This is a genomic window from Bradyrhizobium commune (assembly GCF_015624505.1).
Classification (GTDB): Bacteria; Pseudomonadota; Alphaproteobacteria; order Rhizobiales; family Xanthobacteraceae; genus Bradyrhizobium; species Bradyrhizobium commune.
This window is the reverse complement of the sequence record NZ_CP061379.1, coordinates 147,078-168,874: the sequence shown is the minus strand read 5'-3', so window position 1 is coordinate 168,874 and position 21,797 is coordinate 147,078. Positions and strand designations below refer to the sequence as shown.

The 21,797-nt window shown below is 65.5% G+C and carries 17 protein-coding genes; 7 read left to right on the top strand and 10 right to left on the bottom strand.

The annotated features are described in order from the left end of the window. Positions 1-14: 14 nt before the first annotated feature. The gene (locus IC761_RS00755) at positions 15-1,154 is read left to right on the top strand and encodes an HlyD family secretion protein (protein ID WP_195801424.1); all 1,140 of its coding nucleotides are present in this window, start codon (positions 15-17) and stop codon (positions 1,152-1,154) included. After that, positions 1,141-2,769: an MFS transporter gene (locus IC761_RS00750; RefSeq protein WP_195801423.1), complete on the top strand. Its 1,629-nt coding sequence runs from the start codon at positions 1,141-1,143 to the stop codon at positions 2,767-2,769. The genes IC761_RS00755 and IC761_RS00750 overlap by 14 nt, the downstream gene beginning before the upstream one ends. A 196-nt stretch (positions 2,770-2,965) precedes the next feature. Here IC761_RS00750 and IC761_RS00745 read toward each other — a convergent pair whose 3' ends face one another. After that, positions 2,966-3,706, bottom strand: a complete 741-nt coding sequence (locus tag IC761_RS00745; protein WP_195801422.1) for a sulfate transporter family protein — start codon at positions 3,704-3,706, stop codon at positions 2,966-2,968. Positions 3,707-4,040: 334 nt separating this feature from the next. Between IC761_RS00745 and IC761_RS00740 the strand changes: the two genes are divergently transcribed. Continuing rightward, complete coding sequence (locus tag IC761_RS00740) at positions 4,041-5,684, top strand: S53 family peptidase (RefSeq protein ID WP_195801421.1); 1,644 nt, start codon at positions 4,041-4,043, stop codon at positions 5,682-5,684. 115 nt (positions 5,685-5,799) lie between these two features. Here the strand turns inward: IC761_RS00740 and IC761_RS00735 are convergent, their stop codons facing one another. Both IC761_RS00735 and IC761_RS00730 read right to left on the bottom strand, forming a co-directional pair. Next, a complete protein-coding gene (locus IC761_RS00735) occupies positions 5,800-7,215 on the bottom strand; it encodes an MFS transporter (RefSeq protein WP_195801420.1) in 1,416 nt (471 codons plus the stop codon). 209 nt (positions 7,216-7,424) lie between these two features. Then, complete coding sequence (locus tag IC761_RS00730; protein WP_195801419.1) at positions 7,425-8,357, bottom strand: LysR family transcriptional regulator; 933 nt, start codon at positions 8,355-8,357, stop codon at positions 7,425-7,427. 119 nt (positions 8,358-8,476) lie between these two features. Here IC761_RS00730 and IC761_RS00725 point away from each other — a divergent pair, with 119 nt between their 5' ends. Both IC761_RS00725 and IC761_RS00720 read left to right on the top strand, forming a co-directional pair. Further along, a complete protein-coding gene (locus tag IC761_RS00725) occupies positions 8,477-9,652 on the top strand; it encodes a CoA transferase (RefSeq protein ID WP_195801418.1) in 1,176 nt (391 codons plus the stop codon). Next, positions 9,649-10,596 carry a hydroxymethylglutaryl-CoA lyase gene (locus tag IC761_RS00720; RefSeq protein ID WP_195801417.1) on the top strand — a complete coding sequence of 316 codons (948 nt, stop codon included), beginning with the start codon at positions 9,649-9,651 and terminating at the stop codon, positions 10,594-10,596. Before IC761_RS00725 ends, IC761_RS00720 begins: the two co-directional genes overlap by 4 nt. A 188-nt stretch (positions 10,597-10,784) precedes the next feature. On the opposite strand, the gene nikR is transcribed toward IC761_RS00720, so the two are convergent. Beyond that, positions 10,785-11,237, bottom strand: coding sequence for a nickel-responsive transcriptional regulator NikR (nikR, locus tag IC761_RS00715; RefSeq protein ID WP_195801416.1), 453 nt, complete (start codon positions 11,235-11,237; stop codon positions 10,785-10,787). A gap of 85 nt (positions 11,238-11,322) precedes the next feature. After that, positions 11,323-13,779: a heavy metal translocating P-type ATPase gene (locus IC761_RS00710; RefSeq protein ID WP_195801415.1), complete on the bottom strand. Its 2,457-nt coding sequence runs from the start codon at positions 13,777-13,779 to the stop codon at positions 11,323-11,325. Positions 13,780-13,829: 50 nt separating this feature from the next. Between IC761_RS00710 and IC761_RS00705 the strand changes: the two genes are divergently transcribed. Beyond that, the gene (locus IC761_RS00705; RefSeq protein ID WP_045004787.1) at positions 13,830-14,105 is read left to right on the top strand and encodes a metal-sensitive transcriptional regulator; all 276 of its coding nucleotides are present in this window, start codon (positions 13,830-13,832) and stop codon (positions 14,103-14,105) included. 183 nt (positions 14,106-14,288) lie between these two features. On the opposite strand, the gene IC761_RS00700 is transcribed toward IC761_RS00705, so the two are convergent. Beyond that, entirely contained in the window at positions 14,289-15,260 is a 972-nt protein-coding gene (locus IC761_RS00700) for a YiiX/YebB-like N1pC/P60 family cysteine hydrolase (protein ID WP_195801414.1), read from the bottom strand. A 187-nt stretch (positions 15,261-15,447) separates the two neighbouring features. Here IC761_RS00700 and IC761_RS00695 point away from each other — a divergent pair, with 187 nt between their 5' ends. Beyond that, positions 15,448-16,827, top strand: a complete 1,380-nt coding sequence (locus tag IC761_RS00695) for a flavin monoamine oxidase family protein (protein WP_195801413.1) — start codon at positions 15,448-15,450, stop codon at positions 16,825-16,827. Between the two features lie 10 nt (positions 16,828-16,837). Here the strand turns inward: IC761_RS00695 and IC761_RS00690 are convergent, their stop codons facing one another. The 4 genes from IC761_RS00690 to pheS all read right to left on the bottom strand — a co-directional run bounded on the left by IC761_RS00690 (position 16,838) and on the right by pheS (position 21,757). Continuing rightward, positions 16,838-17,611, bottom strand: coding sequence for a sulfite exporter TauE/SafE family protein (locus IC761_RS00690; protein WP_195801412.1), 774 nt, complete (start codon positions 17,609-17,611; stop codon positions 16,838-16,840). Beyond that, entirely contained in the window at positions 17,608-20,016 is a 2,409-nt protein-coding gene (gene pheT / locus IC761_RS00685; RefSeq protein ID WP_195801411.1) for a phenylalanine--tRNA ligase subunit beta, read from the bottom strand. The genes IC761_RS00690 and pheT overlap by 4 nt, the downstream gene beginning before the upstream one ends. Further along, positions 20,013-20,459 carry an endonuclease domain-containing protein gene (locus IC761_RS00680; RefSeq protein ID WP_210338508.1) on the bottom strand — a complete coding sequence of 149 codons (447 nt, stop codon included), beginning with the start codon at positions 20,457-20,459 and terminating at the stop codon, positions 20,013-20,015. The genes pheT and IC761_RS00680 overlap by 4 nt, the downstream gene beginning before the upstream one ends. A 215-nt stretch (positions 20,460-20,674) precedes the next feature. Continuing rightward, entirely contained in the window at positions 20,675-21,757 is a 1,083-nt protein-coding gene (pheS, locus tag IC761_RS00675) for a phenylalanine--tRNA ligase subunit alpha (protein ID WP_195801409.1), read from the bottom strand. Positions 21,758-21,797: the final 40 nt, after the last annotated feature.

Sequence of the window (21,797 nt, the reverse complement as noted above, 5' to 3'; positions counted from 1 at the left end):
TTTAGGGTCATGTCGTGAGTCAACAGGAACAAGCCTCGTCGCCTCAGCCGGCCGCTTCTGCGCCGGCGATGCAATCCAAGCCGACGCAGCGGCCGGCGAGCTCGCTCTGGAGCCGCCTCGCCATCCCGCTGTTCGCCGTGACCGTCGCGCTTGCCTTCGTCGCGCTGGCGACGCTGCGCTTCGACGAATGGGTCGGCGACGCGGTGATCCAGACCACCAACGATGCCTATGTGCGTGCCGACCTGACGCGGCTTGCGAGCCGTGTCTCCGGCGAGGTGCTGACGGTGGCGGTCACCGACTTTCAGCGCGTCAAGGCCGGCGATCTCCTGATCCAGATCGATCCCGCCGATTACGAGGCGCAGGTCGCGCAGTCGGAAGCGGCGGTTGCCGCGGCGCAGGCCGTGCTCGACAATCTCGCCAACCAGATCGAGCTGCAATATGCGACGATCGCGCAGGCCGAGGCCGCGCGGCTGTCGGCGGAAGCGCTGGAGGTCGAGGCCAAGCAGGAGCAGGATCGCCAGCAATCGCTGTCGCAGACCGAATCCGGCACGCGGCAGCGCTACGAGCAGGCGGTCGCGGGTTACGCCAAGGCGCAGGCCGATGTGCGCGCGAGCCGCGCCGTGATCGCCGCCCAGCAGCATCAGCTCGAGGTCCTGCAAGGCACCAAGAAGCAGCGCGCCGCCGATCTCGATGCAACCAAGGCGACGCTGGCGAGCGTGAAGCTGAAGCTGGGCTATACGAAGATCACGGCGCCGTTCGACGGCGTCGTCGGCGAACGCCAGGTGCAGCCCGGAGATTACGTCAACATCGGCACCAACCTCATCAACGTGGTGCCGCTGCCCAAGGTCTATGTGATTGCGAACTACAAGGAGACCCAGCTCACGCACGTCACGCCGGGCCAGCCCGTCGAGATCACCATCGACAGTTTTCCGCGTGAGAAGCTCCGCGGCAAGGTCGAGCGGATTGCGCCGGCGACCGGCGCGCAGGTCGCGCTGCTGCCGCCGGACAACGCCACCGGCAATTTCACAAAGGTCGTGCAGCGTATTCCCGTGCGCATCCAGTTCGACGACAACCAGCCCTTGCTGACGCGCCTCGTGCCGGGCATGTCGGTCGTCACCAGCATCGACACGAAGGGCGCGGATGGCGGAAAATGACGATGCCAGTCGCGGACCTGTCTCGCGTGGCGGCATCGCGCCGCAGCCGCTGTTTGCGGTTGCCGCCGTGCTGCTCGGCTCGTTCCTAGCCAATTTCGACAGCCGGCTGACCACCATCGGGCTGCCGGATCTGCGCGGCGCATTCTCTCTCACCTTCGACGAAGGCGCTTGGCTCTCGACCGCCGGCATCGGCTCGCAGATCTTCGTCGCGCCCGCGGTCGCGTGGCTTGCGACCGCGTTTGGTCTGCGGCGCGTGCTCGGTATTCCGAGCCTGGTCTACGCAATCGTCTCCCTGATCATTCCGTTCGTGCGCGACTATCCGACGCTGATGGCGCTCAGCGTCGTCCACGGGATGCTGCTCGGCACCTTCGTGCCGGCGACGTTGATGATCATCTTCCGTAACCTGCCGATGCGCTGGTGGCTGCCGGCGATCGCGCTCTATTCGATCCGCGTCGGCTTCGCCTTCGACACATCGAGCTCGCTGGTCGGCTTCTATGTCGAGCATCTCGGCTGGCAATGGCTGTACTGGCAGAGCGTCGCGCTGGCGCCGCTGATGGGCCTGATGGTTTATCTGGGCACGCCGAGCGAGCCGGTCAATCGCGCGCTGCTGCGCGAGGCCGATTGGGGCGGCATGCTGCTGCTCGGTGCGTCGGTCTCGATGATCTATGCCGGCCTCGACCAGGGCAATCGCCTCGACTGGCTCGGCTCCGGTACGGTGATGGCGCTGCTTGTCGGTGGCGCGGTGCTGTTCGTGGCGTTCGTCATCAACGAAATGCTGGCCCGCCAGCCCTGGGCGCATGTCAACGTGCTGTTCTCGCGCAATATCGGGCTCGCGCTGGTCGTGATCCTGCTCTACACGCTGACCTCGCTCTCCAACTCCTCGCTGGTGCCGAATTTTCTCGGCAATGTCGGACTGCTCAGGCCGGAACAGAGCGGCCTGTTGCTGCTGACCTATGGCGCGCTGCCGATGTTCGTGCTGGTGCCGATCTCGATCTGGCTGCTCCGCCATTTCGACGCGCGCGGCGTCGTCATCGTGGGATTTGCGTGCTTCGCCGCCGCCAATCTCTGGGGCACCCAGCTGACCCATGATTGGGCGCGCGAGGATTTTATCGGCATCGTGCTCTTGCAGGCGATCGGGCAGTCGCTGACGCTGCTGCCGCTCATCATCACGGCGCTGTCGAATGCCGATCCGAGCCGCGCCACCGCCTTCGCCGCCTATATCCAGATCATGCGGCTCGGCGGCGCCGAGATCGGCGTGGCGCTGATGGGAACGTGGCTGCGCGTCCGCGAGCAGGTCCATTCCTTCTATATCGGCCAGAATTTGGAGGTCGGCGACGTCAATGTCGTGCGCGCACTCAAGCAGCTCGCGGATCACTTCGCGGCCCATGGCGCCGGGTCGGCCCAGGCGCGGGCGCTCGGCACGCTCGCAAGCTTCGTGCAGCGCGAGGCCAATGTGCTCGCCTATATCGACGGCTTCTGGCTGTGCTTCTGGCTGGCAATGGCCGGACTCGGCTTCATCGCCCTGATCACCCGCGCGCCGCCAGGCCCGTTCACGCCGGCACCGTTCGGCTTCGCCAAGACGGTGCTGCGCAAGTGCGGGGTGAAGGTGGCGTAGGGCGCGGTGGACGTTCGTTCGTTCAGTCGCGCCGCGGAGGCGGTCACCTCTCCCGCTTGCGGGAGAGGTCGGCACGCAGTGCCGGGTGAGGGCTCTCTCCGCTTGGGGATTGTCCCATTGCGGAGACACCCTCACCCCGACCTCTCCCGCAGGCGGGAGAGGGAGCGCACCTGCTTCGTGGTTCGCAGTCAGCCAATCACCGCAGCTGGCGCGCCGGCTCGATCAGCTCGGGCCGTGGGCCGGACAGGCGCTTGTGCATGTGGACCATGAAGGCCATGCCAAAAATCGGCGTCGCCAGATTGACGATCGGGATCGAGACGAATGCCGCGATGATCAGGCCGGCGGTGAAGATGGTGGCGGCGTTGTCGCGCCGCATCGCCCTGGCTTCCTCCGGCGAGCGGAAGCGCATCGCGGCGAGCTCGAAATATTCGCGCCCCAGCAGCCAGGCAGCGGCGAGGAAGAAGATCAGGAACCCGGCGCCGGCGAACAGCACCAGCGGCAACGCGGCGAGATAAACCAAAATCGTCAGCAGCGCGGTCTTGATGCCCTCATAGATCGCCTGGCTGAACGGCAGGGCCGTGCCCGGCCGCTCGGCGGGATAGTGCTCGCGCTCGACGATGTCGGCGACATCATCGACAAACAGGCTCGCCACCAGCGAGGTGATCGCCGGCATCAGGAACACGCTGCCGAACACGACGCCGAGGCCCGCCGCGATCGAGATGATCCAGGCCAGGACCTCGAGCGAGGAATGCCAGCCCGGTCCGAGCAGGCCTTCGAGCCAGACCTCCCCATAGGTCGCAAACCAGCTCAGCAGCCGCTGCAAGCCGATCGCCAGCACGGTGATCAGCACGAGCGCGAGCCCGATCGACCGCCACAGGATCGAGCGCATCGGCGGCGACATCATTTGCGACAGCGCCTTTGCGGCGGCATCCAGCATGGGAACCCTCTCACGAAACCACCCGCGAGAGGTAGACACACTAGGCCGCTTCGGCAAGGGAGGCTGACCTACAGGTCCCTGCGGCCTGATGCTCCGCCACCAGCGCCGGCATCGGCAGGCGATGCCGCTGCAATCTTAGATCGAAGTTCCTGGCATCGAATGGTTCGAACTATTGACCGATATCGTTCCGATTTGGGCCACGCCGAGGTTTCTCTCTGCCGCGCAAGGTCATTCCTCGAAAAATATCGCGTGATCTCTGAACCAAATCGGGGCGGCGATTACACCTATAGTTGAAGTGGGGCAATCATCCTTCCCATCACAAACGGAGGAAGTCATGGCAAGCTCGACCAAGCGTGTCGCGCTGGTGAACAGCGCGCGAAAATTGCCGAAGGGCGCCAAGCTCGTCGGCGCGGCCGATCCCAAGCAGGAAATCGAGATCAGCGTTCGTCTGCGCGCCAAGCGTTCGGACGACGAGCAGGTGATGGCGCTCGGCGCGCAACCGCCGCGCGAGCGACAATATCTTTCCCGCGCCGAGTTCGCCGCGGAGATGGGCGCCGATTCCGCCGACGTCGCCAAGATCGACGATTTCGCCCATCATCACGAGCTCAACGTCAAGAGCGTGCACCTCGCCTCGCGCACGGTGAAGCTCACCGGCACGGTGAAGGCGATGAGCGCGGCGTTCGGCGTCAAGCTCAACAAGGTCAGGCACGACGGCGCGACCTATCGCATGCGCAAGGGCAGCGTGCAGATCCCGGCCGAGCTCGAAGGCATCGTGGTCGGCGTGCATGGCCTGGACAACCGTCCCGTGGCGCAGCCGCATTTCCGGCGCAGGATGGTGAAAAAGGGCGCGACCGCGCGCGCAGGGCAGGGCGGCAGCTTCTCGGTTGAGCAGATCGCCCAGCTTTACAATTTCCCGGGCGGCGAGACCGGCGCCGGCCAGTGCATCGCCATCATCGAGCTCAACGACATCGACCAGAAGGGCCATCCCACTGGTGCCGGCTACAAGACCTCGGACCTGAAGACCTTCTTCAAGAAGGCCGGCATCCCGATGCCGCAGGTCGCACCTGCGAGCGTCGACGGCGGCGCCAACAAGCCCGGCCATTCCGACGCCGACGGCGAGGTCGTGCTCGACATCGAGGTGGCCGGTGCGATCGCACCCGGCGCCAGGATCGTGGTCTATTTCGCGCCCAACACCACCAACGGCTTCATCGACGCGGTGAAAGCGGCCGTCCACGACAGTGCGCGAAAACCTTCGGTGATCTCGATCAGCTGGGGCGGACCGGAAGATCCGGCGGGCTCGCAGCAATTTGTCGACGGCCTGAACGAGGCGATCCGCGATGCGGCTGCGATGGGTGTCACCGTCTGCGTCGCCTCCGGCGACAATGGCTCGGCCGACATGGGCCAGGATTGGGACGGAAAGCCGCATGCGGACTTCCCGGCCTCCAGCCCGTTCGCATTGGCCTGCGGCGGCACCAATCTGAAGGCGCCGAACGGCCACATCCAGGAGGTGGTCTGGAACGGCGGGACGCAAGGCGGCGCGGGTGGCGGCGGCGTCAGCATCGTGTTCCCGCGGCCGGCGTATCAGGCCCACGCCCATGTGCCGAAATCGCCATCGCATTCGGTCGGGCGCGGCGTGCCCGATGTTGCCGGCGATGCCGATCCCGCGACCGGCTACCAGATATTCCTCAACGGCGTCATGACCACGATCGGCGGCACCAGCGCGGTCGCACCGCTGATGGCCGGCCTGATCGCCCGTATCAACGAGGCCACGACCAAGAAATTCGGCAAGACGGTCGGCTTCATCAACCCGCTGATCTACGCCTCGCACGCACAAGGCGTATTCCGCGACATCACGCAAGGCAATAACGACATCACCGGCGATCTGCACGGCATGTACAAGGCTGGTCCCGGCTGGGACGCCTGCTCCGGCCTCGGCGTCCCCAACGGCGCCGCGTTGCAGAATCTGCTGGCGGCATGAGCCAGGCGACGCTCTCTCCTCCGTCATTGCGAGGAGCTCTTGCGACGAAGCAATCCAGTGTCTCTCCGCGGAGGCCGGCTGGATTGCTTCGCTGCGCTCGCAATGACGAACTCAGTCACACCGTATCCAACGCCTTGCCGCGCACGTTCGGGCCGAACAGCGCCATCGCGATCACCACGATCAGCATCGCCGCGGTGATCAGGCCGAACACGCCGGTGACGCCGGCCTCCTTCAGCATGTAGGCGACGATGAAGCCCGAGAACGTCGCGGAGAGCCGGCTCATCGAATAGACGAGGCCGGAGGCCTGCGCGCGGATCTGGGTCGGGAACACTTCGGTCTGGTAGGCGTGATAGGCGTAGGACATCGTGGTGTTGCAGGCCGTCAGCAGCACGCCGCAGACGATCAGCACGCCAGGCTCGGTCAACTGCGCGAACGCCATGCCGAACACGATGATCGCGATGCAGGCGCCGGAAATGATCCAGCGGCGTTCGAACCTGTCGGCGAAGCTCGCGGCCAGCAGCGGTGCGATCGGATAAGCAAAAGCGACGATGAAGGAATATTGCAGGCTCTTGGTGACGGTGATGCCCTTCTCGACCAGCAGCGTCGGCACCCAATTGGCAAAGCCATAGAAGCCGAAGGCCTGGCACAGATTGAACACCATGAACAGCACGACGAGCGAGAGATAGGGCGGATGGAACAGATCGGCGAAGGCAACGCGCGCCACCGACTGCATCTTCTGCTGTGCAGGCGAGGCGAGGGGACGTGAGGCTGCCCCGCCGCTCGCAGCTTCCAGGGTCGCCAGGATGCGGAACGCCTCCTCGGTGCGGCCATGACGCGCCAGCCAGAGCGGGCTCTCGGGCAGGAACAACCGCAGCACCCAGACGATCATGCTGGCGGCAGCGCCGATCAGCACCACCCAGCGCCAGCCCTCGACGCCTTGAGGCGCAAGGGGCACCAACCACCAGGCGAGGAACGCGACGACGGGCACGGCGATGAACATGATCGACTGGTTCACCGCGAAGGCGCGGCCGCGCATCCGGCTCGGCACGAGCTCGGTGATGTAGGCGTCGATGGTGATGACCTCGACGCCGATGCCGATCCCGGCGAGGAAGCGCCAGAGCAGCAGGCCTTCCGACGAGGTCTGGCAAGCCATGATCACCGACGCCGCGGTGTAGCCGATCAGCGCGTAGGTGAAGACCGCCCGGCGCCCGTAACGGTCGGCGAGGAAGCCGAGGAAGAAGGTGCCGACGAACAGGCCGGCGAAGGTCGCCGCGACGAAGGCGCCGATGCCGGAGAAGCCGAAAAAGGCCGTTGTCGTCGTGGAAAGCAATCCGCTGCGGCTCAGGCCCGGCGCGATATAGCCGGTCAGGAACAGATCGTAGATCTCGAAGCAGCCGCCGAGCGAGAGCAGGATGACGAGCCGCCAGACGTAAGCCGTCCCTGGCATCGCCTCGAGCCGCCGCGAGATCTCGTCCGATCCGGATGGCGCAACGCCGAGCTCAAAGCCGGTGTCGATGTCGACAACGCTCATGATGTCCTCCCCGTGGCGCACGAGATGCGCGCGTTTCCCGGCGGCTCATCTCTGTGGTTTTGGCAAGCCTTGCCGGATCGCGCCATGTTGGCCGGTCGAAGGCGGAAATCCAGAAGAACATATCGATGGAAGCGTTCGAGATTTTCGAACTCGGGGTTTCTTCGCCTCTCCCCGCGAGCGGGCAGAGGGAGCGCGGCGGCGTTGCGGCGCTAGCTTACCAGCTCCGCCTGCCAGTGTCCGCCCCGCACCTGTTCGGCGATCAACGCCAGCATCAAGCGCCGCATCTCTTCCATGGCATAAGTCATCGGGCGGTTGCGCAGGCGGCAGAGATAGAGCGTGCGGGTCAGCTTCGGCTCGATCACCTTGCGCGCGACCAGGCGGCCGGCGGCGAGCTCCTCCCGCGCGAACAGTTTTGTCGCGATGGTGCAGCCGAGCCCCTCGACAAGCGCGCCGGTCATGCCTGTGATCGAATTGGCGTGCAGGATGGCGCTGACCTCCAGCCGCTTGAGCAGGACCGGATCGTCCAGCAGCGCGCGCGAGGACAGGCCGAGGCCGTAGCGCAGCAGGATCAACGGCAACCGGCTCAGCTCCTCGAAGCGGATCGGAGCCTTGCCCCTGCCGACCAGCTTTGGAATGCCGACCAGGAACATCTCCTCCTCGAGCACCGCCTCCGTGATCAGCTCCTTCTCCGACGGCGGATTATAGACAAGCGCGAGATCGACGTTGGAGATCATCAGATGCATCAGCGTCGCACCCGACAGGCTCTCGGTGAGCGACAGCTTGAGTTTTGGATATTTGGTCAGCACTGTGCGCATCAGCTCGACGCCGATCGCCTTGACGCCGGAATTGGCCATGCCGATCGAGATGTCGCCGGCGATGACGCGGGCGCCCTCGCGCACCTCGGTCTCGGCCTCCGCCATCGCGCGCAGGATGATGCGGGCGTGCTCGTAGAGCCGCTCGCCGGCCGCCGTCGGATCCATGCCGCGCGACTTGCGCTCAAACAGCGGCGTGGCGAACTCGGCCTCCAGATTCGAGATATGATGGCTGAGCGCGGACTGCGCGACGTTGACCTGGTCGGCCGCGCGCGACAGGTTCCTCTGCTCGTAGACGGCGATGAAATAGCGGAGCTGGCGCGAATCCATGTCAGATCAGCATTGGTGGTGAAGCGTTCTATAAGCGCGAAGGCAATCTTCGACAGATTATATTTTTCAGAAGACTTGTGAAGACCTAGTCTTTGGGACGAATGAACAGGGAGTGACGCATGACTGAGACCGGATTGCCGCTCGAAGGCGTGCGGGTGGTCGAGATGACCCACATGGTCATGGGCCCGACCTGCGGCATGATCCTCGCGCAGCTCGGCGCCGAGGTGATCAAGGTCGAGCCGCCCGCCGGCGACAAGACCCGCTCCCTCGGCGGCATGGGCACGGCGTTCTTTCCGCTGTTCAACCGCGGCAAGCGCAGCGTCGTGCTGGATCTCGCAATCCCTGCGGACCGCGACACCATGCATCGTCTGCTCGAAACAGCCGATGTATTCCTTGAAAACTTTCGCGATGGCCAGCTCGACAAGCAGGGGTTAGGTGCCGAGGAATTGCGCCACCGCCATCCGCATCTGATCGTCGCCGGTCACAAGGGTTTTCTGTCCGGCCCCTATGAGCATCGCCCGGCGCTCGACGAGGTCGTGCAGATGATGTCGGGGCTCGCCGCCATGACCGGCACCAAGGAGAAGCCGCAGCGCGTCGGCTCCTCCGCCAACGACATCATGGGCGGCATGTTCGGCGTGATCGCGATTCTCGCGGCGCTCTACCAGAAGCGCGGCGGAAAGCGCGATGGCGCCGACATCCGCATCGGCCTGTTCGAGAATTGCCTGTTCCTGGTCGCCCAGCACATGGTCGAATACGAGATGACCGGCAACAAGCCGCGCTCGATGCCGGAGCGCGAGCACGCCTGGCCTATCTACGACATCTTCGATGCCGCTGGCGACGGCCGCATTTTCATCGGCGTCGTGACCGAGGGCCACTGGCAGAGCTTTTGCCGCGAATTCGGCCTGACCGAGTTTCTCGATGATCCGAGCTTGCGGACCACAACCGATCGCATCCTGGCGCGGCCACGGATCCTCCCACGCGTGGCCGAGATCATCAGGGCGTGGAACGTGGCAGAGCTGTCGCAAAAGCTCGACGCGCTCAACATCTGCTTCTCGCCGATCAATAGACCCGAGGATCTCCTCACCGACCCGCACGTGCTGCGGCCGGGTGGCCTCGTCACCAACATCACCGCCGACGGCAAGCCGTTCCATGTGCCGGCCCTGCCGGTCGAGTGGAACGGCGACCACCTCGGCGAAGGCCTGAAGGTCGCGCCGCTCGGCGCTGACACGTCAGCGGTTCGTGCCGAGATCGATAACAACGACGTCACGTCAAAAGCCGCTGGGAGGCGCGCATGAGCCGGATCGAGACCATCTACCCCGCGGATCGCGTCAGCCTGCGCGAAGTCGGCCTGCGCGACGGGCTCCAGCTCGTGAAGAAATTTCCTTCGACCGCGGCCAAGCAGCGCTGGGTCCGCGAGGAATACGCGGCCGGCGTCAGGCATTTCGAGGTCGGCTCGTTCCTGCCGGCAAAGACCTTTCCGCAATTCGTCGACGTTCGCGATGTCGTCGCGACGGTCGCGAGCCTGCCCGGCGCTCACGGCATCGCACTCGCGCTCAACGAGCGCGGGGTCAACGAGGCGCTGGAATCCGGCGTCGGCGAGATCGCCTCCGTCGTCTCGGCCACGGAGGAGCACAGCCAGGCCAACGCGCATCGGTCGCGCGACTCCGCGATCGCCAATGTGAAGCGGCTCTGCGAGATGCGCGATGCCAGCGCCCACAAGCCGCTCGTGAACGCCGCGATCTCGATGGCGCTGGGCTGCTCGATCACCGGCGCGGTCGATCCCAAGGAGGTGCTGCGTCTCGTCGACAAATGCCTGGAGGCCGGCGTCGACTTTGTCGCGATCGCCGATACCGTCGGCTATGCCGGACCGAAGCAGGTGGCGGAACTGTCACGCGCCGCGGTGAAGCTCGCGGGGCGAAAGCCGATCTGCATCCATCTCCATGACACCCGCGGCATGGGCATCGCCAACGCCGCCGCCGCGCTCGACGAAGGCGTCCGTATTCTCGACGGCTCGCTCGGCGGCCTCGGCGGCTGCCCCTTCGCGCCCGGCGCCACCGGCAATGTCGTGTTCGAGGACCTCGTGTTCCTGTGCGATAGCAAGGGCTTTGCGACGGGGATCGATCTGGAGCAGCTGATCGCGGTGCGGAAGATCCTGCGCGAGGAAATGCCGAACGAGCAACTCTATGGCGGCCTCGCGCGAGCGGGGTTGCCTGGCGGCAGCGCGGCGAAGGCGGCATGAGGCGCTCTTTCTTCCCTTCTCCCCTTGTGGGAGAAGGTGGCACGAAGCGCCGGATGAGGGGTTGCTTCAGCGAGTTCAAATGCAAGAGATGCACGCGTAGAGAGAGACCCCTCACCCGTCTCGCCGCTTCGCGGCGATCCACCCTCTCCCACAAGGGGAGAGGGGAACGCACCGTCTATGCGGCAAGCCTACTCATGCCGATGACTATGCCCGTGCTTCCGCACCTTCGCCTGCGTCCCTTCCCCCGTTGGGATCATCACTACGCGCCCATAGCGCACGCCGCGTTCGGCGATGATGTGGTCGGCGAAATGCTTCACCTCATCGGCCGAGCCCTTCAGCGCGGTCATCTCCATGCAATTGTTCTCGTCGAGATGGACGTGCAGGGTTGCCAGCGCGAGGTCGTGGTGACCGTGGAATTCCTGCACGAGGCGCTTTGAGAGATCGCGCGCGGCGTGGTCGTAGACATAGACGAGGCCGGCGATGCAGGGGCCGGCCTGCGCAGTGTCCTCCGCGCTCTGTTGCAGGCCCGCCCGGGCGAGATCGCGGATGATCTCGCTGCGGTTCTGGTAGCCCCGCGCCTCGGCTGCGGCATCGATCTCCGCCAAAAGATCGTCCTCGATCGTGATCGTGATCCGCTGCATCAGGTCCTCTCTGGGCGCGCTGCCAAATTCGCAGAATCGTAGCCCGGATGGAGCGAAGCGCAATCCGGGCTACGCACATCCTACCTCACAGCTTGGTCGTACGCAGCCGCAGCGCATTGCCGACCACGCTCACCGACGACAGCGCCATCGCTGCGGCCGCGATGATCGGGGAGAGCAGCACGCCGAACGCCGGATAGAGGATGCCGGCGGCGATTGGAATGCCGGCGGCATTGTAGATGAAGGCGAAGAACAGGTTTTGCCGGATGTTGCTCATCGTCGCCTGCGACAGGTTTCGCGCGCGCACGATGCCGGTGAGATCGCCCTTCAGGAGCGTGATTCCGGCGCTCTCCATCGCCACGTCCGTGCCGGTGCCCATGGCGATGCCGACTTCGGCCGCCGCCAGCGCCGGCGCGTCGTTGACCCCGTCGCCGGCCATCGCGACACTGCGGCCGGCCGTTTGCAGTTTTGTGACCACTGCGCTCTTCTGGTCCGGCAGCACCTCGGCTTCGACATCGGCAATGCCGAGCCGGCGCGCCACGGCTTCCGCCGTGGTGCGGTTGTCGCCGGTCAGCATGATCACCTTGATGCCCTCGGCGGCGAGCGCCTTCAGCGCTTCCGGCGTGGACGCCTTGATCGGGTCGGCGATCGCGAACAGGCCGGCGAGCACGCCATCAACGGCCATGTTGATGACAGTCGCGCCGTCGCCGCGCAGGCGTTCGGCCTCGGCATCGAGCGCCGTGGTGTCGATCCCGATCGAAGCAAAGTACTTGGCGTTGCCGAGCACAACGGTCTTGCCGTCGACCCTGCCGGTCGCGCCCTTGCCTGTCGGCGAGTCGAAGTGTTCGACCGGGCCGAGCGTGAGCTGCTTCTCCTTGGCCCCCCGCACAATGGCATCGGCGAGCGGATGCTCGCTGGCGCGTTCCACGCTGGCGGCCAGCCGAAGGATGTCATCCTCGGCAAAGCCCGCCGCCGGCACGATCGACACCACCTTGGGCTTGCCTTCGGTCAGCGTTCCCGTTTTGTCGACCACGAGCGTGTCGATCTTCTCCATCCGTTCCAGTGCTTCGGCATTCTTGATCAGCACGCCGGCGTGGGCGCCGCGGCCGACGCCGACCATGATCGACATTGGCGTGGCGAGCCCGAGCGCGCAGGGGCAGGCGATGATCAGCACACTGACGGCAGCGACGAGGCCGAAGGCCAGCCGCGGCTCCGGCCCGAACCAGGCCCAGGCGGCAAAGGCGGCGATGGCGACGAGGATCACGGTCGGCACGAACCAGCCCGCGACCTGGTCGGCGAGACGCTGGATCGGCGCGCGCGAGCGCTGCGCATCCGCGACCATCTGCACGATCTGCGACAGTAGCGTCTCGCGCCCGACCTTGTCGGCGCGCATGATGAAGCTGCCCGACTGGTTGAGCGTGCCGGCGATCACCTTGGCGCCGACCTCCTTGGTCACCGGCATCGACTCGCCGGTGACGAGGGATTCGTCGAGCGAGGAGCGGCCTTCCAAGATGATACCGTCGACCGGCACCTTCTCGCCGGGACGAACGCGCAAGGTGTCGCCGGCGTGAAGTGAATCGATCTCGACCTCGTGCTCGTTGCCGTCGGCATCGACGCGCCGCGCGGTCTTTGGTGCGAGCTGCAACAGCGCCTTGATCGCCCCCGAGGTCGCGTCGCGGGCGCGCAGCTCCAGCACCTGGCCAAGCAGCACCAGCACGGTGATGACGGCTGCAGCCTCGAAATACACGGCAACCGCGCCCTCATGGCCGCGGAAGGTGTCAGGGAAGATCTGCGGCGCCAGCGTGCCGATCAGGCTGTAGACATAGGCGACGCCCGTGCCCATCGCGATCAGCGTGAACATGTTGAGATTGCGGGTCACCAGCGATTGCCAGCCGCGGACGAAGAACGGCCAGCCAGCCCAGACCACCACGGGCGTGGCGAAGACGAGCTGGATCCAGTTCGACAGCACCGGGTCAATCCAGTTGTGCGGACCGGCGAGATGTCCGCCCATCTCCAGCACCACCGGCGGCAGCGCCAGCGCGCCACCGATCCAGAACCGTCGCGTCATGTCGGCGAGCTCAGGGTTGGGGCCGGTCTCCAGGCTCGCCACCTCCGGCTCCAGCGCCATGCCGCAGATCGGGCAGCTTCCGGGGCCGACCTGGCGGATCTCCGGATGCATCGGGCAGGTGTAGATCGTGCCCGCCGGCATCTCCGGCTCGGGCGCCTTTTCCTTGGCGAGATATTTTGCGGGATCGGCGGCAAACTTGGTGCGGCAGCCGGCTGAGCAGAAATGGAACGTCGTTCCGTCGTGCTCGAAGCGATGCTTCGAGGTCGCGGGATCGACGGTCATGCCGCAGACGGGATCGAGCACTTTTGCAGCAGTGGCGCCATGGTCGTGATGATGGCAGCCGCCAGCATGATCAACGTGCGCGCCGCAGCATGAGGAAGCCGCGGGCCCGACAGCGGCCGGCGCGGTCTTCGTGGAGCAGCCGCATCCGGAATGAGCGTCCGAATCCTGGTGATGCGTGTGTTCGGCGTCGTTCATTCCCATGCTCCGGCCTTGCAACATATACCCTAGGGGGGTATATAGACGTCATGCGCAAGGACATCAAGGCATCCGTCGGGAAACGTCTCGGCCGGATCGAGGGCCAGGTTCGCGGCCTCTCGAAAATGGTCGAGGACGACCGCTACTGCATCGACATCGTCACGCAGATCTCGGCGGTGCGCGCCGCGCTGCGTCGGGTCGAGGAAGAGGTTTTGAAGGATCACGTCGCCCATTGCGTCGAGCACGCCATCGCGAGCGGCGACAAGGCCGACCAGCGCGAAAAGATCGCTGAGCTGATGGCGGTGATCGGGCGGGCGGAGCGGTAGGTTTTCGTCCGCGACAATCTCGTGTAGGCACGAGATATCTCCCCAGGGTCGTCCCGGCGGAGGCCGGGACCCATAACCACAGGGAGCAGTTTGGCGACGACTAGTCTTTGGTACATCGACCGCCCGCAAACCGAGAGATCACGCAGTATGGGTCCCGGCCTTCGCCGGGACGACAGAGGAGGCTTACGCCGCCATCTCGCACGCTTGCTCCCGCACGCGGTACATCGCGAGCTCGGTCAGCATCACGAAATGCTCGGAGAAGGCGACGCCCATCTCCGCGGGCTCGCGCGTCACTTCTGTAGCCGAAACTTCACCCGGCGTTTCTTCGTCAATCGCTTCAGGAACGAGCGGCGGCGCACGGAGCGCTTCTGGAAACACACCGAATGAGCCCGCTACCTCCTCGAGCGGCTTTTGCTTGTCGGCCCAGTGCAGGGCTGTGTAGTCGAAGCCATGCACGATGGTGGGTTTGACCACTTCGAAATAGGGCGAGATGTCGAAGTCGCGGGGCATGTAGAGCGAGGAATCGCGGATGTGCAGGATCTCGCGGCGGGCGGCCCGGCTGCCGGCCTTGGTGATCTTCGGCAGGATCGGGTAGCGCACTGCGTCGAACGCCTGCGCGATCAGCGCCGAGCAGATGATCTTGGTCGGATCGCCCGAGCCGAGCGCAATCATGCGCCGCCGCCAGCGCTGCGGCACCGGCAGCGGAAACAGGAAGCGCATCAGGTCGAGGATGTTCTTGGTGTCGTAGCCGAAGCCGATGCGGTTGATCGCATAGCGGCAGACCGTGGTGCGGTCCTCGTAGGACAGCCCGACCGGACGGCAGACGCGGGTGTGATACGGAAAATATTTCGACAGCGGCGCCGAGGTGACGCCTTCGCCGATATTGGCCTCGATCAGCACATGCGGCTCGCCGTCGGGCTCCTGCGCGCCCTCGACGGGGCCGACATAGAGCGCGGCATGCGACCAGGTCGACTGCGTCAGGTATTTGATGATGCCGGAGATGCGGTTGTTGCCCTCGACCAGCATGACGTCGCCGGGCTGGATCACGCCGCGCAGGTGCTCAGGGTCGCTCGGCGTGAACGGCTCGTAGCCCGGCACCTCCTTCGAGAGGTACGCGGCAATCACCTTGCCGACTGAATCTAGGACCGTCCCCATGAACTCTCCCCGGGCCTTTCTGGCCGTCTTTTTTCCATCTCTATCATGGCCGAAACCTGTTGCAATTCAGTTCATGGCTCTGTGATGTCAAACACGATTGATTCACCATGATGGTTGCCGCGCAACATCGGATGCGGCAAGGTTCGCGGGCTGTTCCCGTTCGCCGCAAGTCCCCGGAAACCATGACATGACAATCACGCGCCGCAGCTTCCTATCGGCGTCGGCAGCTATTGCCGCCACGCCGATCCTGCGCGCAACCGCCGCACCTCTGCCGCGCGAGGCTGACATTGTCGTGATCGGCGCGGGCGCGGCAGGCATTGCCGCAGCGCGGCGCGTGATGGCCGCCAACCGCAAGGTCGTCGTGGTCGAAGCGGCCTCGCAGATCGGTGGGCGCTGCATCACCGACAGCACAACCTTCGACGTGCCGTTCGATCGCGGCGCGCGCTGGATGCACAATCCCGAGACCAACCCGATGATCCGGCTCGCGCGCAGCGTCGGGCTCGACGTTTTGCCGGCGCCGGCCGGCCAGAAGATGCGCATCGGTCGCCGCAATGCGCGGGCTGGTGAGACCGAGGAATTTCTGGCGGCGCTGGTACGGGCCAACCGCGCCATCGACGAGGCCGCGCGCGGCAAGCTCGATACAGCGTGCGGGTCGGTGTTGCCGAAGGATCTCGGCGACTGGGCGGGCGCGGCCGAGTTCGTGCTGGGCGCAAGCTTTGCCGGCAAGGATCTGAAAGACCTTTCCGCGATCGACAAGTCGCGCGCGCAGGACCGCAATGCCGCGATCGCATGCCGCCAGGGGCTGGGAACACTGATCACAAAACTCGGCGAGCCGGCGCCGGTTGCGCTCTCGACGCCGGCGAGCAGGATCGTCTGGAGCAATCGCGATGTCAGCGTGGAGACAGCGGCCGGCAAGATCGCCGCGCGCGCCGCCATCGTCACGGTCTCGACCAATGTGCTCACCGCGGGCGCAATCAAGTTCGCGCCCGACATTCCCAAGCGCACGCTCGATGCGGCGTCGAAGCTCGGCCTCGGCAGTTACGATCACATCGTGCTGCAATTGCCGGGCAATCCGCTTGGCCTGTCGCGCGACGACATCCTGATCGAGCAAAGCACATCAACGCGCACGGCGCTCATGTACGCCAATATCGGCGGCTCATCGTTGTGCTCGATCGATGTCGGCGGCGCGTTCGGCCGGAACCTTTCAGAGCAAGGCGAGAAGGCGATGGCGGCCTTCGCAAAGGAATGGATCACAAAGCTGTTCGGCAGCGAGGCCGCAGCCGTCGTGCAGAAGACCAGCGCGACGCGCTGGAATGCCTCGCCCTATGTGATGGGCGCGATGTCCGCGTCCTCGCCCGGCGGTCAGCTCTCGCGAAAAATTCTGGGCGAGCCGATCGGCTGCATGTTCCTTGCCGGCGAAGCCACCCACGAGACGCTGTGGGGCACGGTCGACGGCGCCTGGGAAAGCGGTGAGCGCGCCGCGGATGCGGCCTTGCGCAAGATCGGCGCGCTCAAGGACCAGCCGGCCGACGTGCCGACGCAATCGACCAAGCGGCGGCGGCGGTGAGCCCGCAGGGCTACCAGCGTAAGATTCCGTCCAGCACCGGCAGGCCCGCGATCACGGCCATTGCAATCAGCATGTAGCAAATGCCGCGGAAGATCTTTTCGCTGGCGCGGCCGAACAGCGAGGCGCCGAAGGCGACGCCGATGGCGTAGACCGGGCCGACGATGCACGAGAGCACAAGCGACTCGCGTGAGATCAGGCCTGTGGTGGCGTAGCTGACCATCGAGAAGAAATCCGAGGCGCCGAAGAACAGCAGGATATTGGCGCGCGCGACAATGGGCTCAATGGGGCGGCCGAGCCAGTAGCCGACGATCGGAGGGCCACCGGTCTGCGCCAAGCCGCTACAGAAGCCGGAGAGGCCACCGATCCCGACCGAGAGCCAGGCGTGGTCCTTGCCGCGATAGCGCCAGCCGGACAGCAGCAGAAGCAGCAGCGCGGCGACGAAGCACGAGATGATCCAGCGCGTGGTGACGGGCTCGAGCACGCTGAGGAAATAGGTGCCGACGGGCACGCCGACCAGCGCGCCCAGCACGATCACGGCGGTCGCCTTGCGGTCCGCCTTTCGCCACGCATCCGGCAAGAGCGGCGCCGCCGCAACGAAATCGATGACGAGCAAGAGCGCTGCAACGAGCCGCGGCGCAGCGATGCTGCTCGCGAGCGGCATGAAAATCAATGCCGAGCCGAAACCGGAGAAGCCACGGGCAGTGCCCGAAACGAAAGCGACGGCGCAGAGCGCCATCGCAATGGTGAGGCTGACGTCCTTCGGGAGGAAATCGGTGAGGCTCATCCGCGCAAGACGCCGCCGGTCTTCTTCGTCACCTCGGCTACGATCTTCGCGGCGACGGCTTCGATCTCCTGGTCGGTCAAGGTTTTCTCGCGCGGCTGAATCGTCACGGCGATGGCGATCGACTTCTTGCCGTCGTCGATGCCCTTGCCTTCATAGACGTCGAACACGTTGACAGCGGTGATCAGCTTCTTGTCGACGCCTTGCGCCGTGCGCACGATGTCGCCGGCCTTCACGGCACGGTCGACGATGAAGGCGAAATCGCGCGAGACCGGCTGGAACGCGGACAGCTCGATCAAGGGTTTTGCGCGGGTCGGCTTCTTCTTCGCCTCGGGGATGCGGTCGAGGATCACCTCGAACACAACAAGCGGGCCGTCGGCGCCGAGCGCCTCGAGCGCGCGCGGATGCATCTCGCCGAAGGTGCCGAGCACGTTCTGCGGGCCGATCTGGATCGTGCCGGAGCGGCCGGGATGCAGCCATGCCGGTCCGCCGGCCACGATCTGAAGCGCCTGCATCGGCGCACCGGCCGCGGCCAGCACCGCGAGCGCGTCGGCCTTGGCGTCGAATACATCGGCCTGCGACGAGCCCGACCAGTGCCGTCCCAATCCTTCCGACGATGCAAGGCCGCGGCGCACGCCGCTCGCCGCCATGAACTGATCCTGCGGCCGATCGCCCTTGAAGACCTGACCGACCTCGAACAGCGCAACATCGCCAAAGCCGCGATCGGCATTGGCCTGTGCCGCCGCGACCAGTCCGGGCAGCAGGCTCGGCCGCATGTCGGAGAGGTCTGCTGCGATCGGGTTGGCGACCTCGAGCTCGCGCTGCCCGCCGCCGAACAGTTGTGCCGCAGACTTGGTGATGAACGACCAGGTCACCGCCTCGACCATGCCGCGGCTCGCGAGCGCGCGCCGTCCGCGGCGGGTGCGAAGCTGAAGCGGCGTCAGCACCGGCTTGCGCGCGTCTTCGCCGCGCTCGAACGGCGTCATCGGCACCTTGTCGACACCGTAGATGCGGACGACTTCCTCGACGATGTCGGCCTTGCCGTGCACGTCCGAGCGCCACGACGGCACCGCGACCTTCACCACCGGGCCCGGGCCCGCCATCATGAAGCCGAGATGGGACAGGATGCGCTTCATCTCCGGCTGCGGCACCTCGATGCCGGACAGACGCTTCACCTCGGTCACGGGGAAATCGATCACGCGGTCGTCGCCAAAGGTCTTGCCGACCACGACATTCTCCGACGGCGTGCCGCCGCACAGCTCCATCACGAGCTTGGTCGCAAGCTCCAGCCCCGGCACCATGAAGGCCGGATCGACGCCGCGCTCGAAGCGGTAGCGTGCATCCGAATTGATGCCGAGCTTGCGGCCGGTCTGGGCGATGTTGATCTCGTTCCACAGCGCCGATTCGATCAGTACGTCGGTGGTATCTTCGTCGCAGCCCGAGGCCTCGCCGCCCATGATGCCGGCGAGCGATTCGACGCCGTGCTCGTCCGCGATCACACAAATGGCCGGATCGAGATTGTAGGTGCGGCCGTCGAGCGCGAGCAGCGTCTCGCCGTCGCGGGCGCGGCGCACGACCAGATTGCCCTTGACCTTCCTGGCGTCGAACACGTGCAGCGGCCGCGCGCGGTCGTAGGTCATGAAGTTGGTGATGTCGACCAGCGCGTTGATCGGGCGCAGCCCGATCGCGGTCAGCCGCTTTTGCAGCCATTCCGGCGACGGGCCGTTCTTGACGCCGCGCACGAGGCGCAACGCGAAGCCCGGACAGAGTGCGGCGTCCTCGACCGTGACCTTCACGGGGCAGGGGAATTCGCCCTTGATCGGCTTGATCGAGGGATCCCTGAACTTGCCCATGTCGGCGGCGGCGAGATCGCGCGCGATGCCGTGCACGCCGGTGCAGTCCTGCCGGTTCGGCGTCAGATTGATCTCGACCACGGGATCGCCCAGCGCCGCCCATTCGGCATAACCTGCGCCGATCGGCGCATCGGCCGGCAATTCCATGATGCCGTCATGGTCGTTGGAGATCTGGAGCTCGGCCGCCGAGCACAGCATGCCGCGGCTCTCGACGCCGCGGATGGTGCCGACCCCGAGCGTGATGTCCTTGCCGGGAATGTAGGTGCCCGGCGGCGAGAACACGCTGACGAGCCCGGTGCGCGCATTCGGCGCGCCGCACACGACCTGCACCGGCGCGCCACCGTCGCCGGTGTCGACCATGCAGACACGCAGGCGATCGGCGTTCGGATGCTGCTCGGCCGAGATCACCTTCGCGATGGTGAACGGCTTCAGCGCCTTCGCCTTGTCCTCGATGTTCTCGACCTCGAGCCCGATCATGGTGAGCTTGTCGGCGAGCTTTTCCAGCGGCTCGTCGGTGTCGAGATGGTCCTTCAGCCAGGAGAGGGTGAATTTCATGGCTGCTTCTTCTCCACGGAGACGGTCTGCTCCCTCTCCCGCTTGCGGGGGAGGGTTGGGGTGGGGGCTCTCTCCGCGACGGTAGTCGCAATGGTTTCGAGAACGCCCGCACGATTGGTCATGACGTCGAGATTGCTGAAGCGGAGCACCTTGAAGCCCCGCGCTTCGATGATTGCAGAGCGCCGAGCATCTGCGCGTTCGCCTTTATCGGAGAAATGTTGGCCGCCATCGAGTTCGATGACGAGCTTGGCCGCATGGCAGATGAAGTCAGCGATATAGTTCTCAATTGGTACCTGACGGCGGAAGTTTGCGCCGTTTAGCCGGCCGCCGCGCAGCTCTGACCAGATGATACGTTCCGGATCGGTCGAATTGCGCCTGAGAGCGCGAGCGTTGGCGCGGAGCTTAGTCGATACTTTCCAATCGGGATGTTTAGGATCAACCATTGGCAACCCCATTGAGGAGATACCCTCACCCCAACCCTCCCCCGCAAGCGGGGGAGGGGGTTCGACCTGTCGTGCGGACAAAGAATGCGTACCCGCGAGGCCACGCGCTCGCTCCATCCGTTCCCTCCCCCGCAAGCCGGGGAGGGGCAGGGAGAGGGCTCTCTCGACGCAGGGAACGGAGAGAATCTTCGCAGTCTCACATTGGAGAGCGAGCATCACGAGCTTAGCCCTCCCGCGAGCGTCGGCACTTCGAGCGGTTTGAAGCCGTAATGGTTGAGCCAGCGGACGTCGCTGTCGAACAGCTGGCGCAGATCGGCGATGCCGTATTTGAGCATGGCGATGCGGTCGATGCCCATGCCCCAGGCAAAACCCTGGTACTCATCGGGATCGATGCCGCAGGCGCGCAGCACGTTCGGATGCACCATGCCGCAGCCGAGAATCTCGAGCCAGTCCTCGCCTTCGCCGAAGCGGATCTCGCCCTTGTCGCGGCGGCACTGGATGTCGACTTCCAGCGACGGCTCGGTGAACGGGAAGAACGAGGGCCGGAAGCGCATGTTGATGTGGTCGACCTCGAAGAACGCCTTGCAGAACTCGTGCAGGATCCATTTGAGGTGGCCGAGATGCGAGTGCTTGTCGATGACGAGGCCTTCGACCTGGTGGAATTGCGGCGTGTGGGTCGCATCCGAATCGATGCGATAGGTGCGGCCTGGGCAGATCACGCGGATCGGCGGCTTTTGGCTGAGCATGGTGCGCACCTGCACCGGCGAGGTATGGGTGCGCAACAGCATGCGCGAGCCGTCCTCCTTCGGATGGAAGAAGAACGTGTCGTGCATTTCGCGCGCCGGATGGCCGACCGGAAAATTCAGCTTGGTGAAGTTGTAATCGTCGGTCTCGATGTCGGGTCCTTCGGCGACCGAGAAGCCCATGTCGGCGAAGATCGTGGTCAGCTCGTCCCAGACCTGGCTCAGCGGATGGATGCGGCCGGCATCGGTCGGCGCATCGCGCAGCGGCAGGGTGACGTCGATGGTCTCCGACGCCAGCCGCGCATCGAGCGCGGCCGACTTCAGCACGTCGCGCCGCGCGGTCAGCGCCTCGGTGACCTTGTCCTTGGCCTGGTTGATCGCGGCGCCTTGCGTCTTGCGTTCGTCGGGCGACATCTTGCCGAGCGTGGCAAGGAGTCCCGAGATCGAACCCTTCTTGCCGAGGGCCGCGACGCGCACCGCTTCGAGCGCGGCTTCATCGCCGGCTAAGGCGATCTGGTCGAGGATGGAAGTTTCGAGCGTTGCGAGGTCGGACACAGTCAAATCCTTAGCTCCAAATTCGGCTGGGTTGTCGCCG

Coding starts and splice junctions, on each gene's coding strand:
- IC761_RS00745 (WP_195801422.1), bottom strand. CDS start 3,706: ATGCTGGATGCCGCCGCAAAGGCGCTGTCGCAAATGATGTCGCCGCCG.
- IC761_RS00700 (WP_195801414.1), bottom strand. CDS start 15,260: ATGGGGACGGTCCTAGATTCAGTCGGCAAGGTGATTGCCGCGTACCTC.
- IC761_RS00680 (WP_210338508.1), bottom strand. CDS start 20,459: ATGGTTGATCCTAAACATCCCGATTGGAAAGTATCGACTAAGCTCCGC.
- IC761_RS00725 (WP_195801418.1), top strand. CDS start 8,477: ATGACTGAGACCGGATTGCCGCTCGAAGGCGTGCGGGTGGTCGAGATG.
- IC761_RS00740 (WP_195801421.1), top strand. CDS start 4,041: ATGGCAAGCTCGACCAAGCGTGTCGCGCTGGTGAACAGCGCGCGAAAA.
- IC761_RS00710 (WP_195801415.1), bottom strand. CDS start 13,779: ATGAACGACGCCGAACACACGCATCACCAGGATTCGGACGCTCATTCC.
- IC761_RS00690 (WP_195801412.1), bottom strand. CDS start 17,611: ATGAGCCTCACCGATTTCCTCCCGAAGGACGTCAGCCTCACCATTGCG.
- IC761_RS00750 (WP_195801423.1), top strand. CDS start 1,141: ATGGCGGAAAATGACGATGCCAGTCGCGGACCTGTCTCGCGTGGCGGC.
- nikR (WP_195801416.1), bottom strand. CDS start 11,237: ATGCAGCGGATCACGATCACGATCGAGGACGATCTTTTGGCGGAGATC.
- pheT (WP_195801411.1), bottom strand. CDS start 20,016: ATGAAATTCACCCTCTCCTGGCTGAAGGACCATCTCGACACCGACGAG.
- IC761_RS00705 (WP_045004787.1), top strand. CDS start 13,830: ATGCGCAAGGACATCAAGGCATCCGTCGGGAAACGTCTCGGCCGGATC.
- IC761_RS00735 (WP_195801420.1), bottom strand. CDS start 7,215: ATGAGCGTTGTCGACATCGACACCGGCTTTGAGCTCGGCGTTGCGCCA.
- IC761_RS00720 (WP_195801417.1), top strand. CDS start 9,649: ATGAGCCGGATCGAGACCATCTACCCCGCGGATCGCGTCAGCCTGCGC.
- IC761_RS00695 (WP_195801413.1), top strand. CDS start 15,448: ATGACAATCACGCGCCGCAGCTTCCTATCGGCGTCGGCAGCTATTGCC.
- IC761_RS00730 (WP_195801419.1), bottom strand. CDS start 8,357: ATGGATTCGCGCCAGCTCCGCTATTTCATCGCCGTCTACGAGCAGAGG.